This window comes from Bradyrhizobium canariense, assembly GCF_018130465.1.
GTDB classification, from domain to species: domain Bacteria; phylum Pseudomonadota; class Alphaproteobacteria; order Rhizobiales; family Xanthobacteraceae; genus Bradyrhizobium; species Bradyrhizobium canariense_C.
Genome location: NZ_JAFCKJ010000002.1, coordinates 370,362 through 395,211, shown reverse-complemented (window position 1 = coordinate 395,211; position 24,850 = coordinate 370,362). Strand labels below are relative to the sequence as shown.

At 65.2% G+C, this 24,850-nt stretch carries 22 protein-coding genes; 14 read left to right on the top strand and 8 right to left on the bottom strand.

The genetic code is table 11. The annotated features are described in order from the left end of the window. The first annotated feature begins 34 nt into the window (after positions 1–34). The 3 genes from JQ591_RS06175 to JQ591_RS06165 are packed head-to-tail and all read left to right on the top strand — an operon-like array spanning position 35 to position 2,043. On the top strand, positions 35–961 hold the full coding sequence (locus JQ591_RS06175) for a hydrogen peroxide-inducible genes activator (RefSeq protein ID WP_211395134.1): 927 nt from the start codon (positions 35–37) through the stop codon (positions 959–961). A 7-nt stretch (positions 962–968) separates the two neighbouring features. Then, entirely contained in the window at positions 969–1,433 is a 465-nt protein-coding gene (locus JQ591_RS06170) for a GNAT family N-acetyltransferase (protein WP_211395133.1), read from the top strand. Between the two features lie 13 nt (positions 1,434–1,446). Next, positions 1,447–2,043 (top strand): glutathione S-transferase family protein, encoded by a 597-nt coding sequence (locus JQ591_RS06165; protein WP_211395132.1) that lies wholly within the window; start codon positions 1,447–1,449, stop codon positions 2,041–2,043. 4 nt (positions 2,044–2,047) lie between these two features. Here JQ591_RS06165 and fabI read toward each other — a convergent pair whose 3' ends face one another. From fabI to fabA, 3 genes are all read right to left on the bottom strand, one after another. Next, the gene (fabI, locus tag JQ591_RS06160) at positions 2,048–2,848 is read right to left on the bottom strand and encodes an enoyl-ACP reductase FabI (RefSeq protein WP_211395131.1); all 801 of its coding nucleotides are present in this window, start codon (positions 2,846–2,848) and stop codon (positions 2,048–2,050) included. 136 nt (positions 2,849–2,984) lie between these two features. Next, positions 2,985–4,208: a beta-ketoacyl-ACP synthase I gene (fabB, locus tag JQ591_RS06155; RefSeq protein ID WP_211395130.1), complete on the bottom strand. Its 1,224-nt coding sequence runs from the start codon at positions 4,206–4,208 to the stop codon at positions 2,985–2,987. A 39-nt stretch (positions 4,209–4,247) separates the two neighbouring features. Beyond that, positions 4,248–4,769 (bottom strand): bifunctional 3-hydroxydecanoyl-ACP dehydratase/trans-2-decenoyl-ACP isomerase, encoded by a 522-nt coding sequence (fabA, locus tag JQ591_RS06150; RefSeq protein ID WP_007603915.1) that lies wholly within the window; start codon positions 4,767–4,769, stop codon positions 4,248–4,250. A gap of 354 nt (positions 4,770–5,123) precedes the next feature. Here fabA and irrA point away from each other — a divergent pair, with 354 nt between their 5' ends. Then, the gene (gene irrA / locus JQ591_RS06145; RefSeq protein ID WP_211395129.1) at positions 5,124–5,615 is read left to right on the top strand and encodes an iron response transcriptional regulator IrrA; all 492 of its coding nucleotides are present in this window, start codon (positions 5,124–5,126) and stop codon (positions 5,613–5,615) included. A 137-nt stretch (positions 5,616–5,752) separates the two neighbouring features. On the opposite strand, the gene JQ591_RS06140 is transcribed toward irrA, so the two are convergent. After that, a complete protein-coding gene (locus tag JQ591_RS06140; protein WP_211395128.1) occupies positions 5,753–6,283 on the bottom strand; it encodes an SH3 domain-containing protein in 531 nt (176 codons plus the stop codon). 326 nt (positions 6,284–6,609) lie between these two features. On the opposite strand from JQ591_RS06140, the gene JQ591_RS06135 reads away from it, so the two are divergent. Next, complete coding sequence (locus JQ591_RS06135) at positions 6,610–7,611, top strand: 2-hydroxyacid dehydrogenase (RefSeq protein WP_211395127.1); 1,002 nt, start codon at positions 6,610–6,612, stop codon at positions 7,609–7,611. Between the two features lie 137 nt (positions 7,612–7,748). Here the strand turns inward: JQ591_RS06135 and JQ591_RS06130 are convergent, their stop codons facing one another. Continuing rightward, entirely contained in the window at positions 7,749–8,660 is a 912-nt protein-coding gene (locus JQ591_RS06130) for a LysR family transcriptional regulator (protein ID WP_211395126.1), read from the bottom strand. Positions 8,661–8,776: 116 nt separating this feature from the next. Between JQ591_RS06130 and JQ591_RS06125 the strand changes: the two genes are divergently transcribed. Further along, entirely contained in the window at positions 8,777–9,784 is a 1,008-nt protein-coding gene (locus JQ591_RS06125) for an aldo/keto reductase (RefSeq protein ID WP_211395125.1), read from the top strand. 9 nt (positions 9,785–9,793) lie between these two features. On the opposite strand, the gene JQ591_RS06120 is transcribed toward JQ591_RS06125, so the two are convergent. Continuing rightward, entirely contained in the window at positions 9,794–10,597 is an 804-nt protein-coding gene (locus JQ591_RS06120; protein ID WP_211395124.1) for a HesA/MoeB/ThiF family protein, read from the bottom strand. Between the two features lie 232 nt (positions 10,598–10,829). Between JQ591_RS06120 and JQ591_RS06115 the strand changes: the two genes are divergently transcribed. Further along, positions 10,830–12,188 (top strand): serine protease, encoded by a 1,359-nt coding sequence (locus JQ591_RS06115; protein ID WP_211395123.1) that lies wholly within the window; start codon positions 10,830–10,832, stop codon positions 12,186–12,188. A 159-nt stretch (positions 12,189–12,347) separates the two neighbouring features. On the opposite strand, the gene ggt is transcribed toward JQ591_RS06115, so the two are convergent. After that, the gene (ggt, locus tag JQ591_RS06110) at positions 12,348–14,027 is read right to left on the bottom strand and encodes a gamma-glutamyltransferase (protein WP_211395122.1); all 1,680 of its coding nucleotides are present in this window, start codon (positions 14,025–14,027) and stop codon (positions 12,348–12,350) included. 238 nt (positions 14,028–14,265) lie between these two features. Between ggt and JQ591_RS06105 the strand changes: the two genes are divergently transcribed. Then, on the top strand, positions 14,266–15,009 hold the full coding sequence (locus tag JQ591_RS06105; protein ID WP_211395121.1) for a ParA family protein: 744 nt from the start codon (positions 14,266–14,268) through the stop codon (positions 15,007–15,009). 262 nt (positions 15,010–15,271) lie between these two features. Here the strand turns inward: JQ591_RS06105 and mutM are convergent, their stop codons facing one another. After that, entirely contained in the window at positions 15,272–16,153 is an 882-nt protein-coding gene (gene mutM, locus JQ591_RS06100) for a bifunctional DNA-formamidopyrimidine glycosylase/DNA-(apurinic or apyrimidinic site) lyase (RefSeq protein WP_211395120.1), read from the bottom strand. Between the two features lie 81 nt (positions 16,154–16,234). Between mutM and ubiE the strand changes: the two genes are divergently transcribed. From ubiE to tsaE, 6 genes are all read left to right on the top strand, one after another. Next, positions 16,235–16,996: a bifunctional demethylmenaquinone methyltransferase/2-methoxy-6-polyprenyl-1,4-benzoquinol methylase UbiE gene (gene ubiE, locus JQ591_RS06095; protein WP_211395119.1), complete on the top strand. Its 762-nt coding sequence runs from the start codon at positions 16,235–16,237 to the stop codon at positions 16,994–16,996. Beyond that, positions 16,993–18,567, top strand: coding sequence for a 2-polyprenylphenol 6-hydroxylase (ubiB, locus tag JQ591_RS06090; protein WP_211395118.1), 1,575 nt, complete (start codon positions 16,993–16,995; stop codon positions 18,565–18,567). The genes ubiE and ubiB overlap by 4 nt, the downstream gene beginning before the upstream one ends. Before the next feature lie 56 nt (positions 18,568–18,623). Continuing rightward, positions 18,624–20,066, top strand: a complete 1,443-nt coding sequence (coaBC, locus tag JQ591_RS06085) for a bifunctional phosphopantothenoylcysteine decarboxylase/phosphopantothenate--cysteine ligase CoaBC (RefSeq protein WP_211395117.1) — start codon at positions 18,624–18,626, stop codon at positions 20,064–20,066. Next, positions 20,063–20,521 (top strand): dUTP diphosphatase, encoded by a 459-nt coding sequence (gene dut / locus JQ591_RS06080; protein WP_211395116.1) that lies wholly within the window; start codon positions 20,063–20,065, stop codon positions 20,519–20,521. The genes coaBC and dut overlap by 4 nt, the downstream gene beginning before the upstream one ends. Before the next feature lie 191 nt (positions 20,522–20,712). Next, positions 20,713–23,217: a sensor histidine kinase gene (locus tag JQ591_RS06075; protein WP_211395115.1), complete on the top strand. Its 2,505-nt coding sequence runs from the start codon at positions 20,713–20,715 to the stop codon at positions 23,215–23,217. After that, positions 23,214–24,740 carry a tRNA (adenosine(37)-N6)-threonylcarbamoyltransferase complex ATPase subunit type 1 TsaE gene (gene tsaE / locus JQ591_RS06070; RefSeq protein WP_211395114.1) on the top strand — a complete coding sequence of 509 codons (1,527 nt, stop codon included), beginning with the start codon at positions 23,214–23,216 and terminating at the stop codon, positions 24,738–24,740. The genes JQ591_RS06075 and tsaE overlap by 4 nt, the downstream gene beginning before the upstream one ends. Positions 24,741–24,850 lie beyond the last annotated feature (110 nt).

Genomic DNA, 24,850 nt, shown 5'->3' with positions numbered 1-24,850 from the left:
TTGACTTTAATGATCGTAGCGATAAGATTTTCTGATGATAAACCTCACGCTGCGCCAGCTCCGGTATTTCGACGCCTTGGCTCGTCACAGTCACTTCGGCCGCGCGGCCGAGTCATGTTCGATCTCCCAGCCGGCCCTGTCGATGCAGATCAAGGAGCTGGAGGAGGCGCTCGGCGGCCTGCTGCTGGAGCGCAGCGCCCGGCAGGTGGCGCTGACCCGGTTTGGCGAGGAGCTCGCGCAGCGCGTCCGCGACATCTTGCGCTCGGTCGACGAGCTCGGCGATTTCGCCCGCGCCTCGCAGGACCGGTTCTCCGGGCGGCTGCGCATCGGCATGATTCCGACGATCGCGCCCTATCTGCTGCCGACGATCACCAAGAATCTGACGCGCATGCATCCGGAGCTCGACATCCGCGTGCGCGAGACGATGACGCCGCGGCTGATCCAGGAACTTGTGGAGGGCCGGCTCGATACCGCCATCGTTGCGTTGCCGGTGTCCGAGCCCTCGCTCACCGAGGTCGCCCTGTTCGAGGAAAAATTCCTGCTGGTGCGCCCGAGCGCGGATGAGGGAACGCCGGCACCATCGCGGGAGATGATGCGCGAGATGCGGCTGCTGTTGCTCGAAGAGGGGCACTGCTTCCGCGATCAGGCACTGTCATTCTGCAACATGCAATCGGCGCCGCCGCGCGAGATGCTGGATGCCAACTCGCTGTCGACGCTGGTCCAGATGGTCAGCGCCGGCATCGGCGTCACCTTGATCCCGGAGATGGCCGTGCAGGTGGAGACGCGATCGGCCTCGGTCTCGCTCGCGCGCTTCCGCGACCCGCAGCCGTCGCGCACCATCGGCATGGTCTGGCGCAAGACCAGCCCGCTGGCGCGGCAACTCCTGCAAATCTCCGAGGTGGTGTGCCTGTCGGCGGGCAAGGTGCGCGCACGGCCATCCGTGCGCAGCAAGCCGACCTGAGGCCTCGATGTCCCATCCCATCATCCGCCCGGCCCACGCGGACGAATACGACGAGATCGGCCGCGTCTGGATGGAGAGCTGGGTCTCGACCGGGCTCGGCGAGGCGAGCGACTTCCTGCTGGCAAACCTGCGTGCGCGCATCCGGCGCGAGATCGAGGACGGCTGGAGCCTGTTCGTCTCCGACGACAACGGCACGATCGCCGCGATGCTGGCGCTGCATTTGCCAAAACTCTATCTCGACATGCTGTTCGTCGCGCCCGCCTATCAGAGCCAATCGCTCGGCCGCCAATTGCTCGCCTTCACGCGCACGCAAATGCCGGACGAGATGTATCTGCGCTGCGTCCGCGAGAACGAAAAAGCCTGGCGCTGGTATGAGCGCGAAGGCTTTGTTTTCGAGAAGGAAGAGATCGAGCCGTCGAACGGCTTCGTCATGAAGTATTATCGGTGGACGAAAAAAGGAAACGCGCCATAAAAGGAAACGCGCCATGATCAAGCTCTACTGGTCGCCCCGCTCGCGCTCGTTCACGACGCTCTGGCTGATGGAAGAAAGCGGTCTGCCCTATGAGCGCGTGCTGACCGACATCTCGACCGGCGCGCAGAAGGCGCCGGACTATCTGAAGGTCAATCCGATGGGCAAGGTGCCGGCGCTGACCGACGGCGATGCCGCGCTCGGCGAAGCCGCCGCCATCTGCGCCTACATTGCCGATCGCTATCCCGAGACCAGGCTGGCGCCAGCCGTGACCGATTCGCGCCGCGCGCGCTATCTGCAATGGCTGTTCTTCTCGCCGGGCTGCATCGAGCCCGCCATCATCCAGATCTTCACCAAGATCGAGATCCCGACCTCGACCGCGGCCTGGGGCAGCGCGACGCAGGTCTTCGACGTGCTGGAGGCCGCACTCGCGAAGGGACCGTGGATTCTCGGCGAGGAATTTTCAGCCGCCGACATCACGATCGGCTCCGGCCTGAACTTCGCGGTGCGCCTGTTCAAGATGGTGCCGTCGCGCCCGGCCTTCGATGCCTACCTCGCGCGCTGCATGGCAAGGCCGGCGTTCCAGCGCGCGGAGAAGATCGCGGCGGGCTAGCACTTCAGTCTTCCGTCTTCAAATCGTCAGGCTTCGGCATCAGGACGATGTTGTAGCCGGAATCGACATAGTGGATCTCGCCGGTCACGCCGCCGGAGAGATCCGACAACAGATACAGCGCCGAGCCACCGAGCTCGTCGAGCGTGACGCCGCGGCGGAGCGGCGAATGCTTCTGCATGAAGGCGAACATCGCGCGCGCCTCGCCGATGCCCGAGCCGGCGAGCGTGCGGATGGGGCCTGCGGAAATCGCGTTGACGCGGATGCCGCGCGGTCCGAAGTCCGAGGCGAGATAGCGCACCGAGGCTTCCAGCGCCGCCTTGGCCACGCCCATCACGTTGTAGTTCGGCATCGCGCGCATCGAGGCGCCGAAGGTCAGCGTGATCATGCTGCCACCCTCCGTCATCAGCTCTGCGGCGCGTTTTGCCACTTCCGTGAAGGAGAAGCAGGAGATCACCATGGTGCGCGAAAAATTCTCGCGGCTGGTGTCGGCGTAGCGGCCCTTGAGCTCGTTCTTGTCGGCGAAGCCGATCGCGTGGATCACGAAATCCAGCCGGCCCCACTTTTCGCGCAAGGCCGTGAATGTAGCGTCGACGCTGGCGATGTCCTCGACGTCGCAGGGCAGCACGGTGTCGACGCCAAGCTGCTCCGCCAGCGGCTTGACGCGCTTGCCCAGGGCCTCGCCCTGAAACGTGAAGGCAAGCTCGGCGCCGTGGGCATGCAGCGTCTTCGCCATGCCCCAGGCGATCGAATGATCATTGGCGATGCCCATGATCAGACCGCGCTTGCCTTTCATCAAACCTTCCATCGGCTCGTAGCTCCACTATTCCAAGGTCATCGCCCGCGCATGCGGGCGATCCAGTAATCCGGGACAGTTGTTGTAAGTCGAGAAGCCGCGGCGTACTGGATGCCCCGCATTCGCGGGCCATGACAGCGTGCCAAAATTACGCATCCAGCCGGCTGAACACCAGCGTGGCGTTGGTGCCGCCGAAGCCGAAGGAGTTCGACAGAACGGTGCCGATTTTGACATTGTCGATGCGCTTGCGCACGATCGGCATGTCGGCGAACGCGGGGTCGAGTTCCTGGATGTGTGCGCTCTCGCAGATGAAACCGTTGTTCATCATCAGCAGCGAATAGATCGCTTCCTGCACGCCGGTTGCGCCCAGGGAGTGACCGGTCAGCGCCTTGGTCGCCGAGATCGGCGGGCACTTCTCGCCACTTCCGAACACCCTGCGGAGCGCGTCGATCTCCGGCGGATCACCTGCCGGCGTCGATGTCGCGTGCGGATTGATGTAGTCGACCTTGGTCTTCACGGTCGACATCGCCATGCGCATGCAGCGCTCGGCGCCCTCGCCTGATGGTGCGACCATGTCGTAGCCGTCGGACGTCGCGCCGTAGCCGACGATCTCGCCGTAGATGCGCGCGCCGCGCGCCTTGGCATGCTCGAGCTCTTCCAGCACCAGCACGCCGGCGCCGCCGGCAATCACGAAGCCGTCGCGGTTGACGTCGTAGGGACGCGAGGCCGTGGCGGGTGTGTCGTTGTACTTCGAGGACATCGCGCCCATGGCGTCGAACAGCACCGACAGCGACCAGTCCAGCTCCTCGCAGCCGCCGGCGAAGATGACGTCCTGCTTGCCGATCTGGATCGTCTCATAGGCGTTGCCGACGCAATGGTTCGACGTGGCGCAGGCCGAAGAGATCGAATAGTTCACACCCTTGATCTTGAACCAGGTCGCAAGCGTCGCGGAGGCCGTGGAGGACATCGCCTTCGGCACTGCAAACGGCCCGACGCGCTTCGGTCCCTTGGTGCGGGTGATGTCGGCGGCCTCGACGATGGTGCGCGCGGACGGGCCGCCGGAGCCCATGATGATGCCGGTGCGAATGTTGGAGATGTCGTCGGGCGACAGACCGGAATCCTGGATCGCCTGTTCCATCGCGACGTGATTCCACGCCGCGCCCTGGCCGAGGAAACGCATTGCGCGGCGGTCGACCACCGTCGAAGGATCGAGCGTCGGCGCACCCTGCACCTGCGAGCGGAAGCCGAGCTCGGCATATTTCTCAGCCCGCGAAATGCCCGACTTCGCCTCGTGAAGGCTCGCAAGCACTTCCTGGGTGTTGTTTCCGATGGAGGAGACAATGCCCATCCCGGTGACCACAACCCGCCTCATGACAGCCTCGCCTCAATCGTTGTCTTCGTGGTGATGCGCTCAGCCCAGGCTCGTGCCCTGCTTGAACAGGCCGACCTTCAGATCCTTCGCGCGATAGATAATCTGGTCATCGACCGAAAGCCATCCGTCGGCGATACCGAGCACCAGCTTTGAACGCATCACGCGCTTGATATCGATGTTGTACACAACCTTGCGGGCTTCGGGCAGCACCTGGCCGCTGAACTTCAGCTCGTTCAGGCCAAGCGCGCGACCGCGACCTTCACCGCCGCTCCAGCCCAGATAAAAGCCGACCATTTGCCACAGCGCATCGAGCCCGAGGCAGCCAGGCATCACCGGATCGTTCTTGAAGTGGCAGCCGAAGAACCAGAGGTCGGGCTTCACGTCGAGTTCGGCCCGCACCACCCCCTTGCCGAATTCGCCACCGGTCTCGCTGATGTCCGTAATGCGGTCGAACATGAGCATCGGCGGCAGCGGCAGTTGCGCATTGCCAGGGCCGAACATCTCGCCGCGGGCACATGCCAGCAGATCTTCATATTCGTAACCGTTGCGCCTGTTCAGCATGCGGAAGCCTTTGTGTTCTAACCCCGATTGAGCGGCGTTTCCGGCAAAAATGGGCCCCATCCTGTTCGAAAAGCAACATCTGTTGCCATTCTCAGACGAGAATACCGAAGGACCCCGGATGGATAGCGAGCGGCCTTCAATGCCGGGTCGCGCCAAAATCGGTTAAGCGGAACCGCGGGCTCTCTAACACAGGCCATTTCGGGTAGCAAAGCGCTCTCATGAAGGTAAAATGACGGGGCGCCGGCCCGGTTCCCTCGCTAATTAGAACCACTCTAGTTGCGAGAAACTTGCATCTGCATCTACCTCTCCATATATTGCAGAGAGATAGCGTCCACGCGTGCCCGAATTTTGGAAATGACTGAAAACAGCGCCACCCGCCATGACGACGACGTCCATTCTGCGGCCCTTCTGTCGGGCCGCCAGCCGGCTTTGACCGGTTGCCCGTGGCACGACGTCAACGAAATGCTCCAGTCCGCAGGGCTTCGCCCGACGCGCCAGCGAATGGCGCTGGGCTGGCTCCTGTTCGGCAAGGGTGCACGTCACCTCACGGCTGAAATGCTCTACGAAGAAGCGACCCTGGCCAAGGTGCCGGTCTCGCTGGCGACCGTCTACAACACGCTGAACCAGCTCACCGATGCCGGTCTGCTCCGTCAGGTCAGCGTCGACGGCACCAAGACCTATTTCGACACCAACGTCACGACCCACCATCACTACTACCTCGAGAACAGCCATGAGCTGGTCGATATCGAGGATCCGCATCTGGCGCTGTCCAAGATGCCGGAGGTGCCCGCGGGTTACGAGATCGCCCGCATCGACATGGTCGTGCGGCTGCGCAAGAAGCGCTGAGATCTATCCCAAACTGCTGATTTGACCGTCATGGCCGGGCTTGTCCCGGCCATCCGCGTTTTTGGGCCAGGTACAAAGTCCATGGACGCCCGGGACAGGCCCGGCATGACGACGAGGCGCGGGATTGCCCCTGAGCGTCAGTTCACCTGCTCGTCCGAGTAGACGCCCCAGAGGCGCTCCTGCTGGATCCAGCCGTCAAAGCCGTTGCCGAGGACGTGGCACCAGTTTGCAGTGCACTTCTTCACCTGTGTGACGACGCCGGCCTGGAGCCTGGCCGCAACGGCGCTGTCGGGATCGGCGCGATCGTAGATCGGCGCAAGGTCGTCCTTGTGCTTCATGGTGACGACAGCGGTACGGCGGCCCGACAGCAGCGAGTGATAGACCCAGCCCTCGGCGCCCTCGGAATCGCGCACCCGGCGCCAGTTCTCGAACTCAGCGGTGATTTCGACCGGCAGGCCGGAGCGGGTGTAGACCCAGGCAACGTCATTGTCCTTGGTCGGGCCGGCGCGGACGTTGACGTGATCCGATTTGAGGCTGACGTAGCGCGGCACCGGGAGGCCCGAGGCGGTCTGGGGCGTGCTGTCCTTTGCCGAATGCCCGGGGCTGACCGAAGCACTCAACCAGGTGCAAACGAGCGCCATCACTGAACAAAAACGCCCCAACGCCATCAACCCGTCTCCTGTCGAAGGTCCGGCCGAGCCGGGCCCTCACCCCAAAATTCCAAAACCACGCCGCCGTCGCCCCTGACCCGCCCCACGCGGGTGTTCCCGAGCCCTTTGCCCGTGGTTCTTGTCTTGGCCCGGCCTTCTGCTAGAGAGGACGGACATCTGAACAACCGGTTTGCCCCGATTTTCCAGCCGGAAATGTCGGGAGAGCTTGAAGGAAACGCCGGGGACGACACGGCAGTTGCAGTGTCGAACAACCGGGTTAATGAGGCCTCAACGGCCGGCCTTTGGCGACAGAGGCGGCCTGCAACGCCTCATGAGGGCAGGACATGTCGGTGAAGAAAAAGCCCCTCGTCGTGGTGACGCGCAAGCTTCCGGACTCGATCGAGACCCGGATGCGCGAACTGTTCGACGCGCGGATCAATCTCGACGACACGCCGATGTCGGCCGAGCAGATCGCGGAAGCCGCGCGCACCGCCGACGTGCTGGTTCCGACCGTGACCGATCACATCTCCGCCGATATCGTCAACCAGCCCGACTGCAAGCTCCGCCTGATCGCCAATTTCGGCAACGGCGTCGACAACATCGATGTCGAGGCCGCGCATGCCCGCGGCATCACCGTCACCAACACGCCGAAAGTTCTGACCGAAGACACCGCCGACATGACCATGGCACTGATCCTCGCCGTGCCGCGGCGGATGATCGAAGGCGCCTCGATCCTGACGGAAGGAAAACCCTGGCCCGGCTGGTCGCCGACCTGGATGCTCGGTCATCGCATCGGGGGAAAGCGCCTCGGCATCATCGGCATGGGCCGCATCGGCCAGGCGGTCGCACGCCGCGCCCGCGCCTTCGGCTTGCAGATCCACTATCACAACCGCCGGCCCGTGGCGCCGAAGATCGCGGAAGAGCTGGGCGCGACCTATTGGGAAAGCCTCGACCAGATGCTGGCGCGGATGGACATCATCTCGGTGAACTGTCCGCACACGCCGGCGACCTATCATCTGCTGTCAGCGCGCCGGCTGAAGCTGATCCGCAAGGACGCCTACATCGTCAACACCGCGCGCGGCGGGGTCACCGACGAGGACACGCTGATCAAGCTGATCGAAGGCGGCGAGATCGGCGGCGCCGGCCTCGACGTCTACGAGCACGAGCCCGCGGTGAACCCGAAGCTGGTGCGGCTCGCCAAGGCCGGCAAGGTGACGCTGCTGCCGCATATGGGCTCGGCCACGATCGAGGGCCGCGTCGAGATGGGCGAGAAGGTGATCATCAACATCCGCACCTTCCTCGACGCGCACAAGCCGCCGGATCGCGTGCTGCCGAGCATGCTCTGAATTTCCAATCGGCTGCGTGACAAGCTCTCCTGCCTCATCCTGAGGAGCGCGGAACGCGCGTCTCGAAGGATGGTCGCGGACGAAGGGCGGGCCTGCATGGTTCGAGACGGCGCTTCGCGCCTCCTCACCATGAGGGTTTAGGATCGCGACGTTTCGCGCTTGCGCCAGTCGGCGACGAAATCGATGAAAGCGCGCAGCGCCGGCGGCGTCTGGCGCCGGCTCGGATAGTACAGGAACGGTCCGGGAAACGGCTCGCACCAATCCTCGATCAAGCTCACCAGCGCGCCGGACTTCACGGCGTCATGGACATAGCCACCGATGGTCGCCCAGATGCCGACGCCGTCGAGCGCAGCGCGCATCGCAAGGCCCATGTTTGTCGAGATCAGTTTTGCGGGCGGATCGACTTTCATGATCTGGCCGGACTTCTCGAATTCCCAATCATGCATGACACCGCTCGAGTAGCGGGCGCGGATGCAATCATGGTCGAGCAGATCCTTCGGATGCTTCGGCCTGCCGCGGCGCGCAACGTAAGCAGGTGAAGCGACCACGACATAGCTCTGCGGTCCGCTCAGCGGGATCGCCACCATGTCCTGCGCGAGATGTTCGCCATAGCGCACGCCGGCATCGAAGCCCGCGCTGACAATGTCGACGAACCCGCTTTCAGACACGATGTCGAAGTCGACTTGGGGATGCGCCTGAAGGAACGGCCCGATCATCGGCGCCAGCACGAGATCGACGGCGGGCGGCGGCGCGTTGATGCGCAGGCGCCCCGAAGCCACATCGCGCAGGCCCCGGACCTGGTCGAGAGCATCGCCGACCTCGCGCAGCGCCGGAGCGACGCGCGACAGCAGCAGCTCGCCCGCCTCGGTCAACGCGACGCTGCGGGTGGTCCGGTTCATCAGGCGAACGCCGAGGCGCTCCTCCAGGTCCCGCAATCGCTGGCTAAGGCTCGACACCGACACGCGAATTTCCAGCGCTGCGCGCCGGAAATTTCGGGTCCGGGCGATCGCCACGAAGGCGTCGAGATCGCGCAAATCGGGATCGGCCATTGTCCGATATGATGAACAACCTATTCTGGATTGTCCAGCTTATCGGCCTAATCGATCCGGCGCATATCTGCCCTCGTCACGCGGCGCAGTCAGTCGCCTTTTCGAGGAAAGCCATCATGGAACAGCGCAAACTCGGTTCAACCGGCCCCACCGTCTCAAGCCTCGGCCTCGGCTGCATGGCCATGTCGGATGCCTATGGTCCTTCCGATCGCGGCGAGAGCATCGCCACGATCCACGCCGCGCTCGATGCAGGAATCACGCTGCTCGACACCGGCGATTTCTACTCCATGGGCCACAATGAAATGCTGGTGCGCGAAGCGCTGAAGGACGTCGCGCGCGACAAGGTGCAGATCAGCGTGAAGTTCGGCGCGCTGCGCGGTCCTGCCGGCGAATTCACCGGCATGGACTGCCGTCCGGCCGCAGTGAAGAATTTCCTCGCCTATTCGCTGCAACGGCTCGGCACCGATTACATCGACATCTACCGCCCGGCGCGTCTTGATCCCAACGTCCCGGTCGAGGAGACGGTGGGCGGCCTCGCCGAGATGGTGAAGGCCGGCTACATCAGGCATATCGGCCTGTCCGAGGTCGGCTCCGACACCATCCGCCGCGCGCACGCCGTGCATCCGATCGTCGATCTCCAGATCGAATATTCGCTGATCGAACGTGGCATCGAACGCGATATCCTGAAGACCTGCCGCGAGCTCGGCATCGGCATCACGGCTTACGGCGTGCTGGCGCGCGGCCTGATCAGCGGCCATTGGTCGAAGGACAGCGGCAAAACCGGCAAGGACTACCGGCTGATGACGCCGCGCTTCCAGGGCGCGAATCTCGACGCCAATCTCGCACTGGTGGAGCAGCTGCGCGCGATCGCCAGCGAGATCGGTGCAGCGCCGGCGGAGGTCGCAATCGCCTGGGTGGCGGCACAAGGCGAGCAGATCGTGCCGCTGGTCGGCGCCCGATCCCGCAATCGTCTCACCGAAGCGCTCGGCGCGGCCAAGGTCACGCTGACGCCCGCTCATCTTGCGGTGTTGGCAAAGGCGTTCCCGCCTGATGTCGCTTCCGGCACGCGCTATGCGGCCGAGCAGATGGCGCATCTCGACAGCGAGAAGCCGGCCACAGCATAACATCTGCGATCAGGTGCGATGGGCGCTCAAATCGGTCACGACCGGCCCATCGCCGTTGAGCGGATTGGCCGGATCGCGCGCGTAACGCAGCGTCTCGAAGCGCATCGCGCGCGCATCGATCATCAGGAGGCGGCCAACCAGGCCGTCACCAAAGCCGACGATCTCGCGGATCGCCTCCAGCGCCATCATCGAGCCCATCACGCCCGCGAGCGCGCCCATGACACCGGCTTCCGCGCACGCCGGCACGGTCCCGGGCGGCGGCGCCTCCGGGAACAGGCAGCGATAGGTTGGATTGAATTCGCCCTGCTCGTTCTTCTCATGCGCGCGGATGGTGGTCAGCGAGCCATCGAAGGTGCCGAGCGCCGCCGTGATCAGCGGCCTCTTGGCGAAGAAGCAGGCGTCCGAGGCCAGATAGCGGGTCGAGAAATTGTCGGAGCCGTCGAGCACGAGGTCATAGTCGCCGATCAGCGACAGCGCATTGTCGGCGTTGAGCCAGGTGGCGTGGCCGACGAAGCGGACATGCGGATTGAGCGCCGAGATCCGTTCGGCCGCGCTCTCGACCTTGTGCCGGCCGATATCGGGCGTGGTGTGAATGACCTGGCGCTGGAGGTTCGACAGCGCCACCACATCGTCATCGACCACGCCGAGCGTACCGATGCCGGCGGCCGCCAGATACATCAAAGCGGGCGCGCCGAGCCCGCCGGCGCCGATCACCAGCACGGAGGCCCGCTTCAGCGCAGCCTGGCCGGGACCACCGACATCGCGCAGCACGATATGGCGGGCATAACGTTCGAGTTCATCCGGGCTCAGCATCGTTATCCTTCCAGGTCCCCCCTCGTGGTGAGGAGGCGCGAAGCGCCGTCTCGCACCATGAAGGCAGCGATATCGCTCGACGCCATCCTTCGAGACGCGGCCTTAAGGCCGCTCCTCAGGATGAGGGCCTTCGTCCGTGGCCGCTATTGGCTCCTGAACCACCCCGAGATTGTTCGCGACCAACGAGATGTGCTTCAATGGCATTGCGTTCAATGGGCTGGCTGGATTTGTCATGAGATCGATGCTTGCGGCAACACTGATGTTGACGGCTGCCACAGCCGCAAACGCCCAGATGACGACACCGCAGATCCCCGGCACCAAGCCGAAGCCGGTCCAGACCGTTCCAATCAAGCCGCCCGCCCTGCAGACGCCGTCGGAAACGGCGGACGGCATGGCGCAGGCGGAGCGGCTGTCGCTGCAGTCCGACCTCGCCTGGGTCGGCCAGTACAACGGCGCCATCACCGGCGACGTCAGCGCGCGCATGGTCGATGCCATCAAGGAATACCAGAAGCTCAAGGGCGGCAAGCCGACCGGCGTGCTCAATCCGCAGGAACGCGCTGCGCTCGCCGAGACCGCTCGGCGGAAGCAGGACAGCGTCGGCTGGAAAATTGTAACGGAGATGACCAGCGGCGCGCGGCTCGGCATTCCCTCGAAACTGGTGCCGCAGCAGGCGACCGACGCCAATGGCTCGAAATGGACCTCGCCGACCGGAACTGTGCAGGTGCTGCTCAGCCGCCGCAAGGAGGCGAACCCGACCACCGCAAAGCTCGCTGAAGCGGAGAAGAAAGAGCCCGCTCGCAAGGTCGACTACACCGTGGTGAAGCCCGACTTCTTCGTGCTGTCGGGATTGCAGGGGCTGAAGAAGTTTTACGTCCGCGGCTCCTTCAAGGGCGACGAGGTCCGCATCATGACGATCCTCTACGACCAGGCGACCGAGAACACGGTCGAGCCGGTCGTGATCGCGATGTCGAGCGCGTTCAATGCGTTTCCATCGGGACCACAGGCCGGGCCGCCGCCGCGCAAGACCGTCGAATATGGCACCGGCCTCGTCGTCAGCGACGATGGCGCGATCGTCACCGACCGCCTCGTCACCGATTCTTGTCTCGCAATCACGATCGCCGGCTATGGCAGCGCCGACCGTCTCGCCGAGGACAAGGAGCACGATCTCGCGCTGCTGCATATCTACGGCGCTCGCAGCCTGAAGGCGTTCAGCCTCGCCGCCGGCGCGGCGAAGACGAGTATCGATGTCATCGGTATCGCAGATCCGCAGAGCCAGGGCGGCGCGGCCGGTGTGTCGAGCCTCAAGGCTGCGCTGGCATCCGTCGGTGGCGGCGATTCCGCGCTGTCACCGCCGCCGGCGGTCGGATTTTCCGGCAGCGCCGCCATCGACGGCGACGGCAAGTTCGCCGGCATCGCGCTGTTGAAGCCGGCGATGGTTGCGGGCCCCGCGACGTCGGTGCCGGCGTCGCAGGCGGTGATGGTCTCCGCGGAGACGGTGCGCGATTTCCTGAAGGCGAACGCCGTCACCGCGAACGGCACGTCGACGGACGCCAAGACGGCTGTCGTGCGCGTGATCTGCGTGCGGAAGTAGGCGAGCGACAATTACAACTCTCGTGTCCCGGACGCGGTGCGGCATGAAATGCCGCACCGCTGAGCCGGGACCCATCCATCCGAGAGCCGAGCAAGCGGTTTTCTAGGCCCCGGCTCAGCAGCGCATCACTGCGTGCTGCGCTGCGTCCGGGGCACGAGACTAAGCGAGCCTGAATCTAATCCCTGCCTTTGCAAGCCCGCCCGAAATCCCCACCGGCGTCCCATCCGCGCGCCAGCAGGCGGCGCCGGTCATGTTTCCGTCGTCATGAAAGGCGATGCCATTCATGCCGCCGGCGACCGTCGCAACGGGCTGCACCTTGTGGCCGAGGCCCTCAAGCTTCGCGCGCACACTCTCCGGCACCTTCTGCTCGACCTCGAGCGCGTTGCCTTCGGTCCACACGCGCGGCGCCTCGACGGCTTCCTGCAGGCTCATGCCGTGGTCGATCAGATTGACCAGCGCCTGCATCGCGCTCGGGAAGATGCGTTTTCCGCCGGGCAGCCCGAGCGCATAGCCCAGCTTGCCGCCATTGAGCGCCATCATCGGCGACATCGAGGTGGTGACGCGCTTTCCAGGCGCAAGCGACAGCGCGTGGCCGGGACGCGGATCGAACAGGTTCATGTAGTTGTTGGCGATGGTGCCCAAGCCCGGGATCATGATCTTCGCGCCGAACAGATTGTTGATGGTCTGCGTGGTTGCGACCACATTTCCAAAAGAATCTGCCGCCGTCATGTGCGTGGTGTGCGCGCCTTCGAGCTGCGAGACGCCTGCGCCCCAGGCCTGCGCGCGCGCCGGATCAATTGCGCGGCGGCGCTCCTCGGCATAGGCTTTCGACGTCAGCTTCTCCACGGGCACGCCGACATAGTCGGGATCACCGCTGGCCGCGGCGCGATCGGCGAAGGCGATCTTCAGGACTTCGGCGAGATAGTGGATGGTCTCTGATGTGCCGAAGCCGAGGCCGCCGATGTCGTAGCCCTCCAGGATGTTCAGCATCTGCGCGATATGCACGCCCGAAGCCGCGGGCGGCGGCGGACCAAAGATGGTCCAGCCGCGATAGTCGGCGCGGATCGGCTGGCGCTCGACCGTCTTGTAACTGACGAGATCGTTGCGGCGGATGAAGCCGCCGGCCTTCTCCATGTAGTCGACGAGGATGTCGCCGAGGGGGCCCTCATAGAGCGCGGTCTCGCCGTGGTCCGCGATATACCGGAGCGTCTCGGCATATTCGGCCTGCACGACGCGCTCGCCGACCTTCAGCGGCTCGCCGTTCGGCAAATAGATTGCCGCTATCGGCTTGTCCTTGCGCATCTCCGCGGCGCTCTCGCCGATGCATTCATGCAGATACGGCGTCACCGTATAGCCGCGCGCGGCGTGCTTGATCGCGGGCTGCATGACGTCGGCGAGGCTCATGGTGCCGAACCGGTGCAGCGTCTCGCACCAGGCCTTCAGCGAGCCCGGTGTGGCGACCGCCTTCGGGCCGTTGAGGTTCTCGTTGCCGACGGTGTCGAACACGTCATGCGCCGAACCCGGCATCGAGGTGTAGCTGGTGTCGCGCACCGCCGCAGGCACCGTGCTCTGGCCGTCGATGAAGCGGTGGCTGCCGTCGGCAAGCCTTATGTGTGCCATCCCGCCGCCGATGATTCCGACCATCATCGGCTCGACCACGGTCAGCGCGAACAGGGTCGCGATCGCGGCATCGACGGCGTTGCCGCCGGCCGCCAGCATCTCGGCGCCCGCGCTGGAGGCCAGCGGATGGTTGCTCACCACCATGCCGCGGCTCGATACCGCAGGCATCTTCTGGCACTCGAAATTCGTCGTCGTCCGATCGCGCCAGCTTCCGCCCATGCCGCTTGTCCTTTTTATTCACGGCGGCAAGCACAGCACACGTACGAGTACGGGTCCAGTAATGGTACGGATTCGCTGGCATTCGCGATTCCGCCACCATTGTTACTGTTGATTCGGACCTCCGCGATCCCCTTTGGATCGGGCCGGCACGTCCTGAGCGAGAAGAGCTCGGCATCGAGATCGATGCACGTTCGCGTGGCGTTTCCCTGCCCCAAGCACTCCATAGGATTGATCTTCAATGCACACGATCGTACTGGCCACCCAAAAGGGTGGCAGCGGCAAGAGCACGCTCGCCATCGGCCTCGCGCTGGCAGCCAAGCAGGCCGGTTTCACCGTCCGCCTGATCGAAACCGACCCGCAGGGCACGCTGTCCAACTGGCAGCGCCGCCGTAGCACCGATGATCTCGTCGTCGAGCCGATCTATCACGCCGCCGACATCGAGCCGCGCCTGAAGATGCTGGCCGACAGCGGCCTCCAGCTCGCGATCGTCGATACCGCCGCTGGCCTCAGCGCCGCGACCACCGCCGCGATCCGCCATTCCGACCTCTGCCTGATCCCGGCCCGCCCGAGCGTCGCCGACATCGAGGCGACCGCTTCGACGCTGAGCGTCGCGCGTGCCTGGAAGCGGCCTTACAGCTTCGTCCTGAACCAGACGCCGATACGCGGCCAGCGCATCGACAACGCAGCCAACACGCTCGCCGAGGAAGCAGCCCTCGATCTCGCCGAGGTGCTCGCGCGTCCCCTGATCGTGATGCGCAACGACCACCAGGACTCGCTCGCCAGCGGCCTCGCGGTGAGCGAATTCGCGCCGAACGGCAAGTCGACCGAGGAGATCCGCGGCCTCTGGCATTGGATCGAGACCCGGCTCGAGCTCGCCGCCACGACCAATGTCCTGATCGACCAAGTCATCTCGGCCGCGGGCGGCGTGCTGCACGTCGCCGCCGAGCTTGCGGCCGACGAGACCACGACACTGGCGTCCTGAGCGGGGCGATCGCTCAGACGCCAGCCGGCCCTTTCACCATCCGGAAGGGCCCCAGCGACGAAGCAATCCGGCCACCAGCCCGGCCGGATTGCTTCGCTTCGCGTTTTTGACGGGACTCTATCTCCGCCGTCATTGCGAGCGCAGCGAAGCAATCCAGAGTCTTTCCGCGGAGGGATTCTGGATTGCTTCGCTGCGCTCGCAATGACGGCGTGGTGGAATCGCCGTCTTAAAGGGACTCACGGCCTTCCGGCTGCGATCCCTCTCATTTCTGACATTTCGGGCACCAGAAGGTCGATCGCCCGTTCTGCGTAAAACGCTTCACGGTGCCGCCGCAGCGGGGCGTCGTACATTTCTCGTCTTCGCGATCGTAGACCTTGAACGAGTGCTGGAAATAGCCGAGCTCGCCGGAGGTCTGGCGATGGTCACGCAGTGACGATCCGCCGGCCTTGATGGCGTCGTTCAGCACGGTGTGGATCGCGCCGACCAGTCTCTTCGCATGGTCGGTCGTCTCGCCCTTCTTGGTCGAGAGTGTCGCGGCGATCCGGCGCGGCGACAGATGCGAGCGATGCAGGGCTTCGCAGACATAGATATTGCCGAGCCCGGCGACTACGCGCTGATCGAGCAGCGCGGCTTTCAGGCTCGTGGTCTTGCCTGCGCAGGACCGCGCCAGCATCGCGGCGTCAAATTCGTTGCCGAGCGGCTCGGGGCCGAGCCCGCGCAGCAGCGGCTCCTCGTCGAGGGCACTGCGCGCGATCACTTTCATGTAACCGAAGCGGCGCGGATCGTTGAAGACGATGTCGGCGCCGGAGGACATCCGAAACAGCACGTGATCGTGCGTGGAGTCCTTGGCCTTCGGATAGTGAAACTCGCCAGGCTGAGCCTCGTTGTCCGGCTTGATGACGCGAAACGAGCCCGACATGCCCAGATGCATCAGCAGCACGTCGCCCGAGGCGAGATCGGCCATGAGATATTTTGCACGGCGCCCGAGCCCCGTGACGACCTGCCCCTGGAGCCGGGCCACGAAATCCGGCTGAAACGGAAAGCGCAGATCCGGCCGGCGGGCCTCCGCGACGAGGATTTTCGCACCCTCCATGACCGGCTGAAGGCCGCGGCGGACGGTCTCGACTTCGGGCAATTCGGGCATGGTCAGGCATTCACCTTATGAGGGCGGTGTGATAGCGCCATTGCGGCGGGCGCGCTATGGTCCGCCTCGTGGAGCAGAGTAATGGATCGGCCGGGCGAAACCACGCATTTTGGCTTCAGGGACGTTCCCCTGGGGGACAAACAGACGCTGGTGAACGATGTGTTTCACAGCGTGGCGTCGCGCTATGATTTGATGAACGATTTGATGTCCGGGGGCCTGCACCGGGTCTGGAAGGACATCATGATCAACGCGCTCAACCCGCCCAGGGGCGACCGGCCGTTCGCGCTGCTCGACGTTGCCGGCGGCACCGGCGACATCTCGTTCCGCGCCGCCAAGGCGGCAGGCGCGGGCTTCCATGCCACCGTCTGCGACATCAACACCGAGATGCTGGCGGTGGGCCGCGAGCGTGCCGCAAAGCGGCATCTCGAGACCCAGGTCGATTTCGTCGAGGGCAATGCCGAAGCGCTCGCCTTCGCCGACCGCAGCTTCGACGCATATACGATCGCTTTCGGCATTCGCAACGTGCCGCGGATCGATCTCGCGCTGGCCGAGGCCTATCGCGTGCTCAAGCCAGGCAGCCGCTTCCTCTGTCTGGAATTCTCCACCGTCGAGATGCCCGGGCTCGATCGCCTTTATGACCTGTTCTCGTTCAAGGTGATCCCGCCGCTCGGCCGCATGATCACGGGTGACGCCGAGTCCTACCAGTATCTGGTCGAGTCGATCCGCAAGTTCCCAAGACCCAACGCCTTCGCCGACATGATCCGCGACGCCGGCTTCGCCCGCGTGAACTGGCAGACATTGTCCGGCGGCATCGTCGCACTGCATTCGGGCTGGCGTTTGTGATCTCTGCCATAACCCATAGTGCGCGCCTGATGCGCGCCGCGTTCGTATTCGCGCGCGAGGGCGTGTTCGGCGCCGTCGATCCGAGCCTCGTCCCGCCGCATGGACAGCTCGCGCTGAAGCTTGCGCGCCTGATCGAGCGGCGCGGTCCCAAGCACGGCCCGCGACTGTCACGCGCGCTGACCCGGATGGGCCCGGCCTATCTCAAGCTCGGACAATTTCTGGCGACCCGTCCCGACGTCGTCGGCGTCATCATGGCGCGCGACCTCGAAAGCCTCCAGGACCGCCTGCCGCCGTTCTCGCAAGCCGAAGCGGAAGCTGCGATCGCGACCTCGCTGGAACGGCCGCTGACCGATGTGTTCGCAAGCCTCAGTCCGCCGGTCGCAGCCGCCTCGATCGCACAGGTGCATCGCGGCGAAGTCTTGCGCGACGGCATCCGCAAGGCGGTCGCAGTGAAGGTGCTGCGACCCAACGTGGCCGCACGCTTCCGCCGCGACCTCTCCGACTTCTTCTTCGTCGCACACAAGGCCGAAGCCTATTCGTCCGAGGCGCGGCGCCTGCGCCTCATCGAGGTCATCAACACCATGTCGCGCTCGGTCTCGATGGAGATGGACCTGCGGCTCGAGGCCGCGGCGCTGTCGGAGATGGCGGAGAACACGCGCGACGATCCTGATTTCTGCGTACCGACCGTCGACTGGGACCGCACCACGCACAACGTGCTGACGATGGAGTGGATCGACGGCATCGCGCTGAACGATCACAAGCGCCTGGCAGAGTCGCAGGTCGACCTGCCCGATCTCGGCCGCAAGGTGATTCAGAGCTTCCTGCGCCACGCGCTGCGTGACGGCTTCTTCCACGCCGACATGCATCCAGGCAATCTGTTCCTGGATGACGCGGGCCGGCTCGTCGCGGTTGATTTCGGCATCATGGGCCGGCTCGGAATGAAGGAGCGGCGCTTCCTCGCCGAAATCCTGCTCGGCTTCATCACCCGCGACTATCGTCGTGTCGCGGAGGTGCATTTCGAGGCAGGCTATGTGCCCGCGCATCACTCGGTCGAGAACTTCGCGCAGGCGATCCGCGCCATCGGCGAGCCCATCCACAACCGCACGGCGGAAGAGATCTCGATGGCGCGGCTGCTGACGCTGCTGCTCGAGGTCACCGGCCTTTTCGACATGACCACGCGGCCCGAGCTGATCCTGCTCCAGAAGACCATGGTGGTGGTCGAGGGCGTGGCACGCGGCTTCGATCCCAAGCTCGACATCTGGAAGGTCGCCGACCCCGTGGTGCGGGAATGGATCGAGCGCAATCTCGGTCCGCTGGGCCGGATCCAGGGCGCGGTCTCCGGCAGCGGCGATCTCGCGCGCATCCTGATGCGTCTGCCTGACATCGCCGCGCGCTCGGTTGCGGTGCTCGAACAGCTGGAGACCATGACCCGGGAGGGCATCCGGCTGTCGCCGGAGAGCATCGCGGCTATGGGCCGCAGCGAGGGCCGCAAGAACCGCTGGCGCACCGTGGCGCTCTGGATCATCGCCGCGACCTTCATCGGCATCCTGATCGCCGTCCGGAATCTCTGATTGCAGTGCAATCACACGAATGATAGCATCGCTATCATTCGTGCTGGAGGGGCGTCATGGCGAGCCTGACCATTCGCAAGCTCGACGAAGGCATCAAAACCTACCTCAGGCTGCGCTCGGCCAGGAACCGCAGGTCGGTCGAGGAAGAGGTCCGGGTCATCCTCGGAGAGCTGATCGAAGGCCGTGAGGAGCCCTTGACGCCGTTCGCGGCGCCGCCTGCGGCCTCCTCCTCCACCCCCATGCCCCAGCGCAGCGGCGCCCTCCCCGAGGCCAGCGTCACCCTGATCATCGGCGGCGGCATCGCGGCCTACAAATCGCTCGACCTGATCCGAAGGCTCAAGGAGCGGCGGATCGAGGTGCGCTGCGTGCTGACCAAGGCGGCGCAGCAATTCGTCACGCCGCTGGCCGTGAGCGCGCTCTCGCATGAGCGCGTCTACACCGATCTGTTCGATCCCCAGAGCGAGTTCGACGCCGGCCATATCCGCCTTGCGCGCGAGTGCGACCTGATCGTGGTGGCGCCTGCGACCGCCGATTTGATGGCCAAGATGGCCAATGGCCATGCCGACGATCTCGCCAGCGCCATCCTGCTCGCGACCAACCGCAAGGTCCTGCTCGCGCCGGCGATGAATCCGCTGATGTGGAACAACGCGGCGACGCGGCGCAATGTCGCGCAGCTTCAGCGCGACGGCGTGATGCTGATCGGGCCGAATTCCGGCGAGATGGCCGAAGCGGGTGAAGCCGGCATCGGCCGCATGTCCGAGGCGATCGAAATTGCGGCCGCCGCCGAGCGCCTGCTGCGGCCGCCGGTGCCGCGCCCGCTGGCCGGCAAGCGCGTGCTGATCACCGCAGGTCCGACCCACGAGCCGATCGATCCGGTGCGCTACATCGCCAACCGATCCTCCGGCAAGCAGGGCTTTGCGATCGCTGCCGCCGCACAGGCCGCGGGCGCCGAGGTGATCCTGGTCAGCGGCCCGGTCGATCTTGGCGATCCCCACGGCGTGACGGTCAAGCATGTGGAATCGGCACGGCAGATGCTGGAGCAAGTGCAGGCCGTGCTGCCCGCCGACATCGCGATCTTCGCCGCCGCCGTCGCCGACTGGCGGGTCGCCAATGAAGGCGAGCAGAAGCTGAAGAAGACCTCGGCCGGCATGCCGCCGCTCCAGCTGGTCGAGAACCCCGACATCCTCGCGACGATCGCCAAGCTGACCGACAAGCGTCCGCCACTGGTGATCGGCTTTGCCGCCGAGACCGAACACCTCATCGACAACGCCAAGTCGAAGCTTGCCCGCAAGGGCTGCGACTGGATCGTCGCCAACGACGTCTCCCCCGCAACCGGAGTGATGGGCGGGGACCGCAATACGGTGCATCTGATAAGCCGCAAGGACGGCGAGATTGCAGTTGATTCCTGGCCGGTGATGACCAAGGAACAGGTCGCCATCGAACTGGTCGCGCACATCGCAAAGAGCGTGACCGACAAATCCCTGGAGCCGGCATCTTGAGCACGACAATCACGGTCGAACTGCAGCAACTCGCTCACGCCGAGGGTCTGCCGCTACCGGCCTATCAGACCACGGAAGCCGCCGGCCTCGATTTGATGGCCGCGGTTCCCGACAGCGAGCCGATGACGCTTGCGCCAGGCCAATATGCGCTGGTGCCGACGGGACTTGCGATCGCATTGCCGCCCGGGCACGAGGCGCAGGTGCGGCCGCGTTCGGGCCTTGCCGCCAAGCACGGCGTCACCGTGCTGAACTCGCCCGGAACCATCGACGCGGACTACCGCGGCGAGATCAAGGTGATCCTGATCAACCACGGCGCGGCCCCCTTCGTGATCAAGCGCGGCGAGCGCATCGCGCAGATCGTCATCGCGCCCATGGTGCAGGCCGCGCTGGTTCCCGTGGCGACATTGTCCGCGACCGATCGCGGCACCGGCGGCTTCGGCTCGACCGGCCGCTAACGCACGGCAATTCCAGCCGAATCACCCGAAGAACTACGTGAGCCTGGAACACCTCACTCCGCATTTTTTTGGGACCGCCTTTGCGTTCACGATCTGGACTCTTACCGGTGGAGTCACGGTGAGGGTATTGTCTCTTGATTCGCGCGCGACGGGGGTCGCCGCGCGCAAATCCGTGCGATCTTGGGGCAACTATGTCAGGCGTGATCGTGTCGATGCGTCGGACGCTGCTGTCGTGCACATCCCTCGTGCGCAACGGCTTGCTGGGAAGCGCTCTCGCAGCGCTGCTGCCGGCTGCGCCGGCTGAGGCCGCCGACCTCGTCGACACACTCTCAACATTGCTGGATTTCAACCGGCAGGAGCTCGCGGTGCTGGCCACCGCGCTGGCCTTGCTCGGCTTCTCGGTGGTCGCCGCGATCCTCTTGATGCGCACGCGCGTGCGCACGGCGAAGAACGAGGCGCGGCTACGCGCCCGGGTCGGCGAACTCCAGCTCCAGGCCGACCGCTTCGGCGCACTGCTCTTCGCCGAGCCGCAGATCCTGATCTCCTGGCCGGCCGGCGACAATCGCGCGCAGATCTCCGGCGACATCTCCATGGTGCTGCCGCGCGACTCCTCTCCACAGCGCGTGCTCGCGTTTGGAACCTGGCTGCCGCCGGAACCGGCGCTCCAGATGGATCACGCCGTCGACGCGCTGCGCGACCGCGGCGACGGGTTCCAGCTGACGCTCACCACCGCACATGGCCACACGCTGGAAGCCATCGGGCGCGCCATCGGTGGCCAGGCCATCGTCAGGATTCGCGAACTCTCAGGGCTCCGCCGCGATCTGGCTGAGACCAACCTGCGTTACAAGGCACTCTCCGACGAGACCGAGATGCTGCGCGGCTTCGCCGCCGCCGCACCCTGGCCGATCTGGGCCAAGGGCGAGAACGGCGCGCTGACTTACGCCAACCCCGCCTATGTCCGTGCGACCGAGGCGGCCAGCATCACAGACGCCCAGGAGCGCAAGCTCGAGCTGCTCGACAGCGCCGACCGGACCGCGATGGAGCGAGGGCTGAAGGAAGCGGCCAATTTCACCTCGCGGCTGCCGATCGTGATCGGCGGCGAGCGGCGCATCTATGACGTCCGCGCCGTCAATGTCGGCGGCGGCAATGTCGGCGTTGCCATCGATGCCAGCGAGGCGGATGCCTTGAGCTCGGCACTGGTGCGGATGGCGGAGGCGCATCGCCGCACGCTCGACCAGCTCTCCTCCGGCGTTGCCGTGTTCGACGGCCAGCGCCGGCTTGCCTTCTACAATGATTCCTACCGCCAGCTGTGGGACCTCGACCGCACCTTTCTCGACGCCAACCCTGATGATTCCAGCGTGCTCGACAAGCTCCGCGCCTCGCGCAAATTGCCGGAACAGCCGGACTTCCGCGCCTGGAAGGCCAAGCTGCACGAGGCCTATCGCGCGGTCGAGACCGCCAAGGACACCTGGTACCTGCCCGACGGCCGTGCGCTCTCCGTCGTCACCACGCCGAACCCCGAAGGCGGCGTCACTTATCTGTTCGACGACGTCACCGAGAGCCTCGAGCTCGCCCGCCGCTTCGACGGCATGATCCGCGTCCAGCGCGAGACGCTGGACAGCCTCGCCGAGGGCGTCGCGGTGTTCGGCAGCAACGGCAAGGCGCAGCTGTTCAACCCCGCCTTCGTCCGAATGTGGAAGCTGTCGAGCGACGCCATGCGCGACGAGCCGCACATCCAGACGGTCGAGGGCTGGTGCCATCAGCTGTTCGACGACGCGATCGTCTGGCGGCAGATCCGCGAGGCCGTCACCTCGATCGAGAGCCGCGCCGACATTCCGCTGAAGCTGGAGCGCAAGGACGGCAGCGTGCTCGACGGCATGATTCGGCCCCTGCACGACGGCGCGACGATGCTGACGTTCCAGGACATCACCGACACCGAGAACGTCGAGCGCGCGCTGCGCGAACGCAACGAGGCGCTGGAGGCCGCCGACCAGATGAAGGTGGATTTCGTCCACCACGTCTCCTACGAGCTGCGCTCGCCGCTCACCACCATCATCGGCTTCGCGCATTTCCTCAGCGATCCCTCGACCGGGCCGCTGACGCCGAAACAGGCCGAGTATCTCGACTACGTCACCAAATCGACCAATGCGCTGCTGGCGCTGACCAACAACATCCTGGATCTCGCCACCATCGACGCCGGCGCCATGAAGCTGGAACTCGGCCCGGTCGACGTCAGCAAGACCATCGAGCTCGCCGCCGAGGGTCTCCAGGACCGGCTCGCCACCGACCGCATCCGCCTCAAGGTCGAGATCGCGCCCGATGTCGGCAGCTTCACCGGCGACGAGAAGCGCGTGGTGCAGGTGCTCTATAACCTCCTCGCCAATGCCGTCGGGTTTTCTCCACAGGATTCCACCGTCGGCATCAGCGCCCGCCGCACCGAACGCAGTGTGGTCTTCACTGTGACAGATTCCGGGCCTGGAATACCTGCCGACATGAAAGACAAGGTGTTCAACTGGTTCGAGAGCCGCTCGCAGGGCTCGCGTCACCGCGGCGCCGGGCTCGGCCTGTCGCTGGTTCGCTCCTTCGTCGAACTGCATGGCGGCAATATCCGGGTCGATTCGATCGTGGGCAGGGGCACGGTCGTGATCTGTGACTTTCCGACCGACCAGGCGGCGCATCGCGACGCCGCCGAATGACTGCGCCAACCACATTCTCGGTCGCGCTCCACAACGAGACGGCCACTGCGCAACTGATGGCCGACCTCGCGCTGCTGGTCGGCACCGGCGATGTCATCACGCTCACCGGCGATCTCGGAGCCGGCAAGACCGCGGCGGCGCGGGCCATGATCCGCTACCTCGCCGGCGATGATGCACTGGAAGTGCCGAGCCCGACCTTCACGCTGGTGCAGGGCTACGAGCTGCCGCCATTCCCGGTGATGCATGCCGACCTCTACCGCGTCGAGGACGAGAGCGAGCTCGAAGAGATCGGGCTGTCGCCGCTGCCGGAAGCAACCCTCGTCCTGATCGAATGGCCGGAGCGCGCGCCGTCGGCGATGCCTCAAGACCGCATCGACATCGCGCTGACGCACCGGCCGGCACTGGGCTCGAATGCACGCGCCGCCGACATCACTGGCCATGGCAAGGCTGCCGCCACCGTCGCGCGGCTGAAGGCACTGCGCGAATTCCTCGATGCATCCGGCTACATGGATGCAACGCGCAAACGCATGGCGGGCGACGCCTCGACCCGCTCCTATGCGCGGTTGCTGCGCGACGACGAGATCGTCATCCTCATGAATTCTCCGCAGCGCCCGGATGGCGCCGCGATGTACAACGGAAAATCCTACAGCGCCGCGGTGCATCTCGCCGAAAACATCAAACCCTTCGTCGCCATCGACGAAGGCCTGCGCGCGCAAGGAATCTCCGCGCCCGCGATCCATCATTCCGACCTCGACCACGGATTCCTGATCAGCGAAGATTTCGGCAGCGAGGGCGTGATCGAGGGCGATCCGCCGCGGCCGATCGCCGAGCGCTACGAAGCCGCGGCCGACGTGCTGGCTCTGCTGCACGGCAAGACGCTGCCGGAGACGCTGCCGCTCGGGGGCCAGACCTACGCCATTCCCGTCTTCGATACCGAGGCGCTGCTGATTGAAATCGGGTTGATGCCGGAATGGTACCTGCCCGATCGCAACGCGCCGCTGGACGACGCGAAGCGCGCCGAATTTTTCGCGATGTGGCGCGAGCTGCTGAAGAAGCCGCAGGCCTCGCCGAAGACGTGGATCATCCGCGACTATCACTCGCCGAACCTGATCTGGCTCGGGAATCGCACCGGCATCGAACGCGTCGGCGTGATCGACTTCCAGGACACCGTGCTGGGGCCGCAATCCTACGACGTTGTGTCGCTGCTCCAGGACGCCCGCATCGACGTGCCCGAGGCGATCGAGCTGACGTTGCTGTCGCGCTACATCAAGGCGCGCCGCGCCAGCGACGCGAGCTTCGACGCGGCCGGCTTCGCCGAGCTCTACGCCATCATGTCGGCGCAGCGGAACACGCGTCTGCTCGGCACCTTCGCCCGCCTCAACCGCCGCGACGGCAAGCCGCATTATCTGCGTCACCAGCCGCGGATCTGGACCTATCTCCAGCGCTCCCTGGCGCATCCCGCGCTAGCCCATCTGCGCGACTGGTATCTCGCCAACGTCCCACCGCCCCAAAGGCCGGCTTAGGGCCGATAAGGCTGAAAAGGCTGATTCGGGGCCCGATTTACCGGCTGTTAGCCAAGACACCGGTAATCTGGCGGCGAGGCAGCCGGATAATTACGGGGCTGGAGCAGGGC